We start from the raw sequence: 13,860 nt of genomic DNA, 5'->3' as shown, positions 1-13,860 counted from the left end.
TTTAATATAACAAAAAAAGCCATCAGGAATGACTATTCCCAATGACTTAAACGTTAAATCACTGCAGGTTGACGCAGTAATTTAGCAATACCTCTTAGTTCAATTTCTTCTAGCTTCTGATTAACTTTATTTACGTTATATTTCCATTCAGCTTCTAATAAAGTACATTCAACAGGAACATCACATTTAATTTCTGCTAATTGTCTACTTAAATGTAGCATGTCCAAATCTTGCTCGATTTTAGTTTTTTGCCCTTTTGTTAGTGCTTCGATGTTCTCTAATACGCCTTCTATATGCTCGTATGTTTGTAAGAGTTTTAATGCAGTCTTCTCACCAATCCCCTTTACCCCAGGATAATTATCGCTTGGGTCACCCATAAATGCTTTTAAATCGATTAACTGCCTTGGTTGTATCCCTTTCTCTTCATAAAAGCTATCTGGTGTGTGGACTTCATAATTACCCATCCCTTTTTTCAAAAGGGCAACCGATACATTCTTATCTAATACCTGTAAAATATCACGATCCCCTGTAAGAATCACAACCTCTGCTTCTTCTTTTAAAACCTGTGAAAGCGTGCCGATACAATCATCTGCTTCATAACCTGTCACACCGATATTTGGAATATCAAAGCTCGCGACCATATCTTTCGCCAGCTCAAATTGTGGGACCAATTCAATCGGTGCTTCCGGTCGATTTGATTTATACCCGTTATACATATCTGTTCTGAATGTTTTACTGCCCATATCCCAACAAACGGCAACATGGCTAGGGTTAAAATGGTTCACACCCATTAAGAAATGCTTCATAAATCCATATATGCCATTGGTTGGCGTTCCTTTAGAGTTATACATAAATTGACCAGTAACAGCTGTTGCAAAATAAGCTCGAAATAATAAAGCCATCCCATCTACAAGAAGGAATCGCGGGTTTTGTGGTTGTTGATTTTCGTTCAAAATTGTTCCTCCTCCATCTAAAGTATCATTATTATAACATAGATATAAAAAATGTATGGTTTTCGCTCTGTAACGGATTTATTGCTGCAAAAAAAAGAGGAAAATCCGTTGTCATCGCAACCAGTTAAGGTGACAACGAGGTCGGATTTCCCTATAAAAATTATTTCTCTTTCGTAGCAATGGGATGCTCGTCATAAGAAATCCAATCACTAAAGCTACCAGGATAGAGCTTTACATTTTTGTAACCAGCTTCTTTTAATGCTAAATAATTGGGAGAGGCCGTAATCCCTGAACCACAATAAACTATAATATGCTTGTCTTTCTCAATTTCTGAAAACCGTTGCTTTTGCTCATCAATTGATTTAAACTTGCCTTCACTTAAAGTGTCCATCCAAACTTTATTCATTGCTCCAGGTATATGACCTGCTTTCTTATCAATCGGTTCAATCAAACCGAGATATCTCTTTTCTTCTCTTGAATCAATTAACACCACTTCATTATTCGAATGCTCAATTGCTTCTTTTACTTGTTTGTAATCGGCAACCATGTCCGTTTGAATGGTTGCTGTGAATTCACCGCGACCAAATGACTGAACCTTGCTTTCAGTAGGATGACCTGAAGCTAGCCATTCTTTAAAGCCGCCATCTAAAATATATACTTGCTCATGACCAAAATAGTGAAACACCCACCAACAACGAGCAGCAAATGACCCTTCCCCGTTGTCATAAACGACAATTTTTGTATCATTCGTTATTCCAACCGCTTCTGCCTTCTGGACAAATTGCTCTGCTAAAGGCAGTGGGTGTCTACCCCCATGCTCTTCTACTTTTGATGATAGATCTTGTTCTAGGTGAAAATAAACAGCGCCGGGAATATGACCGGTGCGATACTGCTCAAATCCTTCTTCAGGATTAGCGAGGTTAAATCTACAATCAATCACTCTCACATCATTTAGATGTTGGAAGAGCCATTCTACGTTAACTAAGCTGTTCATCCCCGTCACCCTTTCTTTTTTCAATAAGTCTTTTCACATGATCCTTAGGCTCCCAGCAATTAAACTTGTAATTAGGCATCGTTTCATAACCTAAACGTTCACAAAAATATCTCATTCCATTTTCATTTTTAACGGCTAAGAAGTTTACACAAGTTGCACATGCATGAAAGGCATTCACATCTTTCAAGCATGTCACCTCCAATGCCTTAATAGGCCCTCAGACGTTCTTCTGTTGCAACTAGCTGTTCAATTGGGAAGTCTTGAGATAATGTTGCTAACAACCCTTTATAATACTCTTCTGATTCAGCAATTAAATCAGACAGTAGTTGTTGATAAACGGCTGAAAGTTTTTCATCATAATAATCTTTGAGTTGTTTAGATGATTCATGTAAATATACATCTGTTGGTTCTTGCAAGCTTTCCTCAAGACTTTCTGCTAGTAATTTTCTTTCATTCTTCTCAAAGAAGTTCTTAGGGTTTTTAAAATAACTCATTGCTTTTTTAAATGTAGTGCGATCCACGTTACTGAAAGCAGACTCAAAATTCACCCCTTCAAAAGAAGGATTTTCTGGACGACTAAAGGTTACATCGCGATTCAATTGGTTTACTTGGTTACTTCGTTTCTCGTAGGTTTGTTGTAATAACTTTCCTATAAATACTTCTAGACGAATGGTCGTCGCTCGTAATTCTTGAGCAAAATCATATCCGAAACTTTGTAAAAAGTCCTCCAAAGCTACTTGGAGCGCTTTTTTCATATCACGGCCATCCTCTTTTAATTGTCCTGGATTAAAAGATTCTTTTAAGAAATCATTAAATCGTAAGAAAACTCTTTGTTTGATATAAAACACTAGTTCATCCGCTTCTTGATTTAATGCTTGAGTTAATAAATCAAGATCATCTTTAGCAATTTTCTCTTTAATAATCGCTAGTTCATTCGTCAGAAGTTCTCTTTTTGCTAACTTGGCTTCTTTACTTTCTTTAGAAGATTCGATAAATGTGCGCAATTGGTTCATTACTCGATTCCACTCAAGTTCAGCAGCAGATAATGAAAGTGACATCAAATCGTGATTAATGAAACGATAGAAACTTTCTTCAAAATCCTTCATTCCAGAAGAATGTTCTTCGCCTGATTGTTTTTCGAATAATGCCTGTAAACTCGATAACCCATGTAATGTTGGTCTTCTAATGCCGTATTGAATGAGCTGATCATGAACATATTGCAAGACATCGTTTTTCTCCTCTTCATCACTTGCAAGGTCAATGGCATTGACAATAAAGAACATTTTATCAAGTTCGAACGCATCTTTAACCCGGCCCAACTGTATAAGGAACTCACGATCGGCTTTGGAGAAAGCATGATTATAGTACGTCACGAAAAGAATGGCATCTGAGTTTTTAATATAGTCAAAAGCTACTCCTGTATGACGTGCGTTAATGGAATCCGCACCTGGAGTATCAACGAGTGTAATGCCTCTGTCAGTCAAATCACATTGATAATATACTTCAATCATCTCAACAAAACATGATTTTTCTTCTTTAGCAACATAATCTGCTAGTTCTGTGAGGTCTGTGATCACTTCTTTCCCAAGCTTTTCCTGAAAATTATTATAACCTTTGCCAAAGGCCGCAAGAAAGGCAAAGTGCGTTTTTTCATGTGCATCAAAGTCGTGATGCTCTTTTAAAATCACATCTATCTTCCCTATGGCTTCACTAAATGATTGCGCTTGTTGATTAAAGACTTGTAGTGAACGATTAATATCTGCAAACATGACTTTTTCACTTTTTACAAATACCTTAACTGTACCATGAGGGTACTCAGCAGTAACAGGCATAATTTTATTAATGGCAGCAGTTGTTGGATTTGGCGATACCGGCAAGATTTTTTCACCAATTAATGCGTTGGCAAACGAAGATTTTCCAGCACTAAAGGCACCAAACAAAGCAACAGTGAAACTACGTGATTGTAGTCGGTCAGCTTTCTCTAATAGCTCTGCTGATATTTTGTGGAAACCTGGGATATCTCGTAACTCTTTTGCGGTATGCTCGAGCTTACTAATTTGTGCCTCGATATCAGCTTCATGATTATTTTCTTGGTTCATTTCTTTTTCAACAATTGAATGAGTAGTCACTACTTGTTTATTATCAACAAACTCTTCTTCACCTTCACGAATAATTTGGACATCTTCATCCTTTGGTCTCATTAACTCTTGGACGGAAGCTGAAACTTTTTTATGGTCTAGCTCTCCTGCCAATAGCTTCTTAATTTCTGCTTTTTGCTCTGATTGTTTTGCTTTAATTTCCTGTAATATATTAAGTGCCTCACCGAAACGAGCATAAGCATCCCATTCATCTTTCATTGCGAGAATTTTTTCATTAGCTAACTCTTCTAACTCTTTCAAATACAACTCTTTCCAGTTGATTATTTGTTTCTTCGTTTCTTTTTTTACAGCATCAGACACATCCCTTGTATATTGCAAAACATAATCACCTGAGAGCCTCGCCCCTTCTTTAATAGCTGTCTTTAACAGGCTTTCTGGTATATTGATATTAATGTTTTGAGCTTGTGACTGTAACTCATTATGATGTATGTGATCATCTTTTAATTTTTTTAAGAATAACTCTTTCACATGCCATTCAATTTGCGATTGGACTTTTTCCTTTAAATCGTTATATAAAAGACTTAGCCTTGTACTTCGTTCTTGTTCAGTTTTAGCCTTCGCAAATAATAGGCCCACTTTAAAGCCAGGTTGCATCGATTCTAAGTAATTCTCAGCTAATTCTCTCGTTTGAAACGGCATTAAATAAGCATTATTTAAGAGATCTTCCATATCATGATTCAAATCAATTTCTGCTTGATATTTTTTTTGCTGCAATGCTTGTTTATGTGACTGTAATTGTTCAATCTTTTCAAATACGAGCGCTCGTTCATCTTCAGGCAGAGCTGCTAAAATTTCCTCATTAGCTGCTATGTCATGAGCGTCTTTTTCTTCTAAGTAGATAAAATGATCTTCAGTTAACTTCTGTAATGAGTGAAGAACAGATTGTGGTAAGAGCCTATCTTTTTGGCCAATTTGCTCGTAGATGAATTTCTGAAGAGCAGAAAAATCATTATGTGGTAACTCTGGTTTCTTCAACGATGTATAGAAGATTCTTTCAGGTTGAACGCCCCACGAGGCGAAAGAATCCTTTACACTTTCAGTAAAATGTTGAAAACTTAATTCTTCTTCTCGATGTTTATCTATTTGATTGATAATTAAGTATACTTGTTTACCCGCTGCAGTTAAGTCTTTAGTGAATAAGAAATTGAGTTCTGATTGCACATGATTATAATCCATCACATAAAAGACCATATCAGCTAAATGTAGAGCCGACTCAGTAGCAATTCTATGTGCATCATCTGTTGAATCAATTCCTGGTGTATCCATAATAACCGTATCTTTTGGCAAATTTGTTTCCGAATGGCTAATTTCTACGGTATGAATGAGGTCGCCATCTTTACTATATTTTTTAATTTTTTCATAATCATAAGGTGCAGGATAGAGCTTTGGCATCCCTTCCTTTAGATACACCTTGGCATAATCCTCTCCAGATTTCACTTTAACTAAATTCGCACTTGTTGGGATAGGGCTGGATGGCAGTAAGTTTTCTCCCACAATTTTATTGATCATGCTCGATTTACCCGCAGAGAAATGTCCACAAAATGCAATCGCGTATTGTGAATCTCGTAATTTATAGACGAGGTCTCTTGCTCTTGAAGCAGAAACATTATCTCCATTTTGTTCAAAAAACAATGATAATGCTGCTATTCTTTCAATTAATTCATTTTGACTAAGTTGTTTACCCACTGTTTGAACCATAATTAATCCCCTTGTCACATCAATTTACTACTATTACAATTGCGCAAGCTTTTTTCCTATATAGGTATTAATATATTATAAATATGGGGTAAAGTGAACCTTTCGTTAGGAAAATTGGTATTTTCACCAAAAAAAAGAAGAAGCCTCACTCACTAAGGCTTCTTCCTATATGTAATAAAGGGGTAAACGCTAATTTAAGATTTTGCTTCAGACTTTGTAACACCATTCAACACATATTTCATTACTGCACCATATACAGCGATAGTGCCAACCACAAAAAGAGCTGTCAAATGTATCACGCCTTTCATTAATTGAGAATAAGTATCATCTTCAATTAATAATTTATCATAATCGAGAATGATTTTCAATACTAAAATAAACCTTTTTCAAATTTTTCCTATTTCTTCATCTCTCTTCATTGGAAAGGCTTCTTCATATTTCGTTAATGCTTTTAATGCTTCTTCCTCAACTGGAATACGAATGGCTAAAATAAAGAAATTCAACAGAGTGAAAACAAGGGCAGTATAGTAAGCTTGAAACAATAGAGGCATAATAAGAAACTCCATGGCAACGACTGTATAGTTTGGGTGCTTTAGCCAACGATATGGTCCTTTAGTTACCACTTTTGCATGAGGTAAAACAATAATCTTTGTATTCCAGAACCTCCCTAAGGTAGATAACACCCATATTCTTATTACTTGTGTGAGTATAAATAATGGCAGTAAATAATACCAATAAGGAGATAATCCTTTGCCGAACACAATTACCTCAACTGTTAGAACAATAAAAAACAAACTATGTACCATAACGATTAGTGGATAATGACTTTGACCAAATTCAATGCCACCTCTTTTTTTCATCCAGTCCTCATTGAATCTTGCGACGATTAACTCTATACACCGTTGAGTAATAACAAATAGAAGAAAATAAAAAAACATTTAATTCACCTCCATTTTAATAAAAGTAATTCCGAGCTAAAACCCGGCCCTAAGGCAGTTGCCAAACCTATATCATCCTTTTTTCCAAGTAGAAAAAACCTTCGCAAGACATATAATATTGTGCTTGATGACATATTGCCGAACTCCCTTAGAACATTTAATGAAGTGGCGGTCATCTCAGCAGGAATGTGTAAAGACGCTTGATAAGCATCAATCACTTTTTTTCCACCTGGATGAGCAATAAAATGTTGCAAATCGGTTATTTGTAATGAGAATTGATTTAAGAATTTCTGTACATTTGGCTTCAGCCAGCCTTCAATAATTGTGGGAATATCTCTTGAGAATATGACATATAAACCATCATCCTTTACGTCCCAACCCATTACATCAAGCGAATCCTTTTTTGTCGTTGATTGTGTCCCGTATATATGGGGGATGGCAGGCAATTTCTGATATTTTCGATAACCACTTTCATCACCTGCGATTAATGCACAGGCAACACCATCAGCAAATAAAGAAGTACCAACAAGATTACTCTTAGAGCGATCATTTCTTTGAAAAGTTAAACTGCATAATTCAATTGTTAATACTAAAACCTTTGCTTTTGGATAAGCTAAGCAATATTCATAAGCCCTCGATAAACCCGATGCACCACCTGCACAGCCTAAACCCCATATTGGGATCCTTTTTGTTTGCTCAGAAAAGGGTAATAGATTCATTATTCTTGCCTCAAGCGATGGTGTAGCTAAACCTGAGCTAGTAATCGTAAAAATCGCATCTATCTCTTGATACTTAATAGGTTGATTTAGAAACTCCCTCGTTGTTAAACATTTTTCAATCGCCTCACACCCAAGTTTAACTCCCGTTTCAATGAAGGCATCATTTTTATCAGCAAAGCTATGGTCCTCTTTAAACCAATCTAGTTCTTTGGCAAAATGACGTTTTTCAATTTGTCCATTTTGAAATACTTTTAGTAAACGATCGATATCTTTGAACGATTGCCCAAATAAGTGGCGTGCAAATGCTACCACTTCATTTTGAGTAATTTCATTTGGTGGGGGTACTTCTGAGATGGATAAAATAGCTGGCATAAGGAACTCCCTTTCTATCTATGTACGGGTATTTTTTCCTTAATAAGGATATTTATGCATTGATTGGTTTTTAATCTTTCTCGTTCATTTTTTGCATTAAAAAAAGCCGAATGAGTTATCTCATTCGGCTCAGAAAGATGTGTTTTGAAGGAGTTGCTGTGCCCTTTTATCATATCTTAAAGTAGCTCTCTTGGCATTACGCAAACTTTACCAATTATATTTGCTTATTTATTGCCTTGCTTATGCACATCAATGATAATCGTTTTATCAATGATTTGACCACAAACACGGCAAACCCCTTGTTCTTTATATAGCGTTTTACAATAATCACAATAATATTGCTGCATTTGCTCACATCCAATATCTCTAATAGATTATTGTATGTAAGCTATGATGATTGTGTTTCTATTATGAAGCTTTTTTCAACTGAGCATTTGTTTCATTTTTTGGTTTATAGGAGACAAAGTAAGCTAGGCCAACAAAAACAGCCCCTCCAACTACATTACCTAAAAAGGCAGGTATGATATTACCAATGAAATCTATCCAAGTAAACGAACCTGCAAAAATCGCAGCTGGAATAACGAACATGTTGGCAACAACGTGCTGGAATCCAATCGCAACAAATGCCATAACCGGGAACCAAATAGCCAAAATTTTACCTGCAAAATCATGAGCACCATAAGCTAACCAAACAGCTAGGCATACGAGCCAGTTACAACCAATCGCTGAAACAAATGTTTGTAAGAATGTATCATCAATTTTTGCACCAGCAATCGCTACTGTTTTATCTAGATATGGACCTGTCTCTGTTAATCCAACGACATGTCCAAAGAAATAAGCAACAAACAGTGCCCCTACAAAATTGGATAATAACACCCAAAACCAATTATTTAATAATTGCCCAAGACTAATTCTCTTTGAGAACAAAGCACTCGCAACTGACATCATGTTACCTGTAATCAATTCAGCCCCAGCCAATACTACTAATACAAGGCCTAAAGGGAAAACTGCTGCACCTAAAAACGATCCGAAACTTCCCCACTCTGCCGGTAAATTCCCAATAACACGAATGTCTAATAAAAATCCTAGTGCAATAAATGCCCCACCTAAAAAGCCTAAAACCAACAGCGACAAAAGTGGTGTTTTCGTTTTTGCAACACCTGTTGCAATCGTCTGTTCCATAATTTCTTGCGGTTTACTAAATCCCATTCTAACTACCCCCTAAATAAAAAAGGCAGCACTCAGACACCCCCTACTTTTGTAAAGGATTTCAAAGAATGCTGCCTAACCCTTCTGCAATCACCTACAGAAGTATCAGTCATCATATTTATATTGTTTGTTGTAAAAAGAGATAAAACAGTACTTGCCTTACTTCCATTTACCCATTGCAAACTATATGCTACCAAAAAACAAAAACTTTTACTAGACTATTTTTTATTTTTTTCGTGTAGCGAAGTATTTTTTTATAAGAGGATTCGTTCAGGATAAGTATATATATTCATGTTGCCATTACGAATAAATCCAACAGTCGTAATTCCTAATTCCTCTGCTGAGCGCAAAGCAAACTCTGTTGGTGCAGATTTTGAAAGAATCATTTCACAACCAATCTTTGCTACTTTTAAAAGTATTTCCGAAGAGATTCTTCCTGTGAAAACAATGATCTTCCCTTTCATGCTGATACCCTCTCGTAAACTATAACCATATATCTTATCAAGCGCATTATGCCTACCAATATCCATTCTGCTTAATAATATCCCATTTTTGTCACAAAGCGCAGCGCTATGTACACCACCTGTTTGTTTAAATGTAGTCGCAGAAGCTTGTAATTGTTCCATTAACTGATTACATTCATTGACAGTTAATTGAATGTTAACATCTTCCATTTTTTTAGCTGTTAATGCATCGTTAACAAAAACAAAGCCTTGTCTACTCATACCACAACAAGAAGTAATATATCTTTTATTTTGGAAGTTTTGTATATAAGGATTTGTACGATCAGTTGTAACATGAACGAACCCTTCCTTTTCTTGTACCCATATATCTTTAATATGCTTGTAAGATCTTATGATACCTTCTGATGCAAGATAACCTATAACCATGTCCTCAATATATTCTGGTGTACATACCATTGTGACTAGCTCTTCTCCATTCAGCTTAACCGTTACAGCATATTCGGTAACAATGGTATCTTCTATTTTTTCAACTTTATTTCCAGTCACTCGTATGATTTTACGACTCGTTTCCACTTGCTTCATCTTTTCTCCTCTTTCTATGAATCTATGATATTTTTATCGAATACAAATACAGATATCGCCATATTTTCTTCCACTTTAATATCAGAAAACAAATGTAACAGCGTCGCGCCGACCAGTTCTTCCATTCCTTCTGGCGTACCTTCAGCATATACATCTTGAATCATTTTTGTTCTTGCTGAATGCACCATTTCTTTGCCATCTTCTGTACGAGAAATAAATTGTTCTGTCGGTGTGAGATTACCGTATAAAGTCGAAACGGCCATATTCTCTACAAACACTGTGTGGATTTTCTCCGGTCCCTTACCAAATAAGTCTTTTCTTAATTTACGAATGATATCATTAAACTCATGCACCATTTTTGACATCTTCTTTACCCCTTTATATAAGATTCTGTCTCAATTGTATAATCATAGTACAAGCAAAAAAAAAATGAAAGGGGCTGCGAATAGGAAAAAAATTGCACGATGATTGCTTCAATGTTTCAAAATACCAAAATTACCCTATTGAACTGTAATCGTTATAAGATTAAATTCATTATTGTTAAATTTAATTTTTAGCGCTATAATAACTAGTGGAATTGTTGGAGGGGTAATATTTTCATGTTGTCTCTCTATCAATGGTACTTTCTACATACTAAAAATGGTATGGATTGGTATAATAGCAAGCGTTGTTATTTAACTATTCCACCATGGATTATGCTCGCTTTTTGTAAGCGGTATAGTACATGGTGGTTTTTTTATTGGTTTAAGCAGAAACACTCACTTTATTCTCTTTAAACCATTGTTTGATCAAGTGTAAGGGGGAAACAAAATTGACTTCCAATGTAAACATTACAATTAATGGTGTGGATTATGAGGGGCATGAGGGGCAAACCATTCTCCAAATCATTAATCAAAATCAAATTGAACATCCACAGATTTGTTATTTACCAGAGGTAGACCCAATACAAACATGTGACACATGTATTGTAGAAGTAAATGGTCAACTTATGCGCTCATGTTCGACTGTAGCAGAAAGTGGTATGAGCGTTAGCTTAAGTTCAAACCGTGCCAAAGAGGCACAAACAGAAGCGATGGACCGTATTTTAGAAAACCATTTACTGTATTGTACAGTTTGTGATAATAATAACGGCAACTGTAAAGTCCATAATACAGCTGAATTATTAGAGATTGAGCATCAAAAGTATCCTTATACGCCTAAAGAAGATAAATCGGCTGTCGATATGTCGCATCCTTTCTATCGTTATGATCCAAATCAATGTATTGCCTGTGGCCAATGTGTTGAGATTTGTCAAAGTCTACAAGTAAATGAAACACTTTCAATTGATTGGGAAAGAGAAAGACCAAGAGTTATTTGGGACCAAGGTGTATCCATTGATGAATCGTCATGTGTTTCATGCGGACAATGTGTAACGGTTTGTCCATGTAATGCCTTAATGGAAAAATCAATGCTCGGTAATGCAGGTTTCATGACAAAGATTGATGATGAGATTATGACACCAATGATTGACCTTGTAAAAGAAGTAGAACCGAACTATGGCACGATTTTTGCTGTATCAGAAGTTGAAGCTGCGATGCGTGAAGAAAGAATCGAAAAAACGAAAACCGTTTGTACTTTCTGTGGTGTAGGTTGTTCGTTTGAAGTTTGGACAAAAGACCGTGAAATTTTGAAAGTGCAACCAAGCCACGATGCACCAGTAAATGCGATTTCCACTTGTGTCAAAGGTAAATTCGGTTGGGATTTTGTTAATTCTGAAGAAAGAATTACAAAACCATTGATTAGAAAAGAAGGTCGCTTTGTAGAAGCTAGTTGGAACGAGGCATTAGACCTAGTAGCTAGTAAACTAGGTAGTATTAAAGAAGAATTCGGCAAAGATTCAATTGGCTTTATTTCTTCTTCAAAAATTACAAATGAAGATAGCTATTCATTACAAAAATTAGCTAGACAAGTATTTGAAACGAATAATATCGATAACTGCTCTCGTTATTGCCAATCACCAGCCACTGATGGCTTATTTAGAACGGTAGGTATGGGCGGTGACGCTGGAACCATTAAAGATATTGCTGATGCAGGTCTTGTCATTATTGTTGGTGCAAACCCAGCAGAAGGTCACCCTGTTCTCGCTACACGTGTGAAAAGAGCGCATAAATACCACGGTCAAAAGCTAATTGTTGCAGACTTGCGTAAAAATGAGATGGCTGAACGTTCTGATTTATTTATCAGTCCGAAACAAGGAACAGACCAAGTTTGGTTGATGGCTGTAACCAAATACATGATTGATCAAGGTTGGCATGATGCTGAATTTATTAAGGAAAATGTCAATTACTTCGATGATTTTAATGAAGTTTTAGAGAAATATACGTTAGCATATGCTGAAGAAACGACTGGCTTATCACAATCACAAATCATCGAAATGGCCGAAATGATTCGTGATGCTGACGGTACTTGTATCCTTTGGGGTATGGGCGTCACGCAAAATACTGGTGGTTCTGATACTTCAGCTGCTATTTCTAACCTGTTATTAGCAACAGGTAACTATCGTCGCCCAGGTGCTGGAGCTTATCCATTGCGTGGACATAACAATGTACAAGGTGCATGTGATATGGGTACCTTACCTACTTGGTTACCAGGCTATCAACATATTACCGATGATATCGCTCGTGCGAAGTTTGAGAAAGCTTACGGAGTTGAGATCTCAGGTACACCAGGTTTAGATAATATTCAAATGTTACAAGCGATTGAAAAAGATGAAATGAAAGCAATGTACCTTGTTGGTGAAGACATGGCACTTGTTGATTCTGACGCGAACCATGTAGATAAAGTACTTTCTAGTCTTGACTTCTTTGTTGTTCAAGATATATTCTTCTCTCGAACAGCTCAATACGCTGACGTTATTTTACCTGCCGCACCATCGCTCGAAAAAACAGGTACATTTACAAATACTGAACGTCGTGTACAAAGATTGTACCAAGCGTTACCAACATTAGGAGACTCTAAACCTGACTGGTGGATTATACAAGAAGTAGCTAATCGCCTAGGGGCAAATTGGACATATACACACCCTAGTGAAATCTTTGCTGAAATGGCGAGTCTTGCACCACTATTCTCTCAAGCAAGCTATGATGTACTAGAAGGTTGGGGTAGCTTCTTATGGGGAAGTCTTGATGGAGCAAGCACACCATTGTTATATGAAGATGGTTTTAACTTCCCAGACAAAAAAGCGCGTTTCGCCTTATCTGATTGGGCAGAACCTGCATATTTCCCTGAAGAATATGACCTCCATATTAATAATGGGCGTATGCTTGAACACTTCCATGAAGGAAATATGACCAATAAGTCAAGAGGCCTGAATGCAAAAGTACCAGATGTGTTTGTGGAAGTATCAGAAGAACTAGCACAAGAAAGAAAACTTTCGGATGGCTCGACAGTAAGACTCGTCTCTCCATTTGGTGCAGTTAAATTGAATGTTCTAATTACAGACCGAGTGAAGAAAAACGAACTGTACTTACCAATGAATTCAGTTGATAAGGATTCTGCTATCAATTTCTTAACTGGTCCTTTATATGATAAACGAACGCGTACACCGGCTTATAAACAAACGAAAGTTCGTATGGAAATTTTAAATAACAAAGCCGGGGACAAACCATTACCAAAAACGAACCCGCGTAATAAAAAACGCAATCCACAAAACGGCGTGGAAGTTCAACGTAAATGGAATCGCGAAGGCTATGTTCATTTAACAGATCAATAAAGATTGGAGAGGTGATTCATT

At 36.5% G+C, this 13,860-nt stretch carries 12 protein-coding genes; 1 reads left to right on the top strand and 11 read right to left on the bottom strand.

Going from position 1 to position 13,860, the window contains the following annotated elements; all coding sequences use genetic code 11:
* Positions 1 to 53: 53 nt before the first annotated feature.
* From LCM23_RS13900 to LCM23_RS13855, 11 genes are all read right to left on the bottom strand, one after another.
* Positions 54 to 956: a 5'-3' exonuclease gene (locus LCM23_RS13900; RefSeq protein WP_224937648.1), complete on the bottom strand. Its 903-nt coding sequence runs from the start codon at positions 954 to 956 to the stop codon at positions 54 to 56.
* Positions 957 to 1,113: 157 nt separating this feature from the next.
* Positions 1,114 to 1,947: a sulfurtransferase gene (locus tag LCM23_RS13895; RefSeq protein WP_224937495.1), complete on the bottom strand. Its 834-nt coding sequence runs from the start codon at positions 1,945 to 1,947 to the stop codon at positions 1,114 to 1,116.
* Positions 1,931 to 2,125, bottom strand: a complete 195-nt coding sequence (locus LCM23_RS13890) for a hypothetical protein (protein ID WP_224937647.1) — start codon at positions 2,123 to 2,125, stop codon at positions 1,931 to 1,933. Before LCM23_RS13890 ends, LCM23_RS13895 begins: the two co-directional genes overlap by 17 nt.
* A gap of 28 nt (positions 2,126 to 2,153) precedes the next feature.
* Entirely contained in the window at positions 2,154 to 5,804 is a 3,651-nt protein-coding gene (locus LCM23_RS13885) for a dynamin family protein (protein ID WP_224937494.1), read from the bottom strand.
* Positions 5,805 to 5,998: 194 nt separating this feature from the next.
* On the bottom strand, positions 5,999 to 6,172 hold the full coding sequence (locus LCM23_RS13880) for a hypothetical protein (protein ID WP_157733949.1): 174 nt from the start codon (positions 6,170 to 6,172) through the stop codon (positions 5,999 to 6,001).
* An 18-nt stretch (positions 6,173 to 6,190) separates the two neighbouring features.
* Positions 6,191 to 6,742, bottom strand: a complete 552-nt coding sequence (locus LCM23_RS13875; protein ID WP_224937493.1) for an isoprenylcysteine carboxyl methyltransferase family protein — start codon at positions 6,740 to 6,742, stop codon at positions 6,191 to 6,193.
* Positions 6,743 to 6,747: 5 nt separating this feature from the next.
* Positions 6,748 to 7,833: a type III polyketide synthase gene (locus LCM23_RS13870; RefSeq protein ID WP_224937492.1), complete on the bottom strand. Its 1,086-nt coding sequence runs from the start codon at positions 7,831 to 7,833 to the stop codon at positions 6,748 to 6,750.
* A gap of 224 nt (positions 7,834 to 8,057) precedes the next feature.
* On the bottom strand, positions 8,058 to 8,180 hold the full coding sequence (locus tag LCM23_RS25925; RefSeq protein WP_263624244.1) for a hypothetical protein: 123 nt from the start codon (positions 8,178 to 8,180) through the stop codon (positions 8,058 to 8,060).
* 61 nt (positions 8,181 to 8,241) lie between these two features.
* Positions 8,242 to 9,042, bottom strand: a complete 801-nt coding sequence (locus LCM23_RS13865; protein ID WP_224937491.1) for a formate/nitrite transporter family protein — start codon at positions 9,040 to 9,042, stop codon at positions 8,242 to 8,244.
* Between the two features lie 254 nt (positions 9,043 to 9,296).
* On the bottom strand, positions 9,297 to 10,088 hold the full coding sequence (gene fdhD / locus LCM23_RS13860; protein ID WP_224937490.1) for a formate dehydrogenase accessory sulfurtransferase FdhD: 792 nt from the start codon (positions 10,086 to 10,088) through the stop codon (positions 9,297 to 9,299).
* 14 nt (positions 10,089 to 10,102) lie between these two features.
* Entirely contained in the window at positions 10,103 to 10,453 is a 351-nt protein-coding gene (locus LCM23_RS13855) for a DUF2294 domain-containing protein (protein WP_095372820.1), read from the bottom strand.
* 446 nt (positions 10,454 to 10,899) lie between these two features.
* Here LCM23_RS13855 and fdhF point away from each other — a divergent pair, with 446 nt between their 5' ends.
* Positions 10,900 to 13,839: a formate dehydrogenase subunit alpha gene (gene fdhF, locus LCM23_RS13850; RefSeq protein ID WP_224937489.1), complete on the top strand. Its 2,940-nt coding sequence runs from the start codon at positions 10,900 to 10,902 to the stop codon at positions 13,837 to 13,839.
* Positions 13,840 to 13,860: the final 21 nt, after the last annotated feature.

It is taken from the genome of Cytobacillus kochii, from assembly GCF_020171845.1.
Lineage (GTDB): Bacteria > Bacillota > Bacilli > Bacillales > Cytobacillaceae > Cytobacillus > Cytobacillus kochii.
This window is presented reverse-complemented; position numbering and strand designations above follow the sequence as displayed.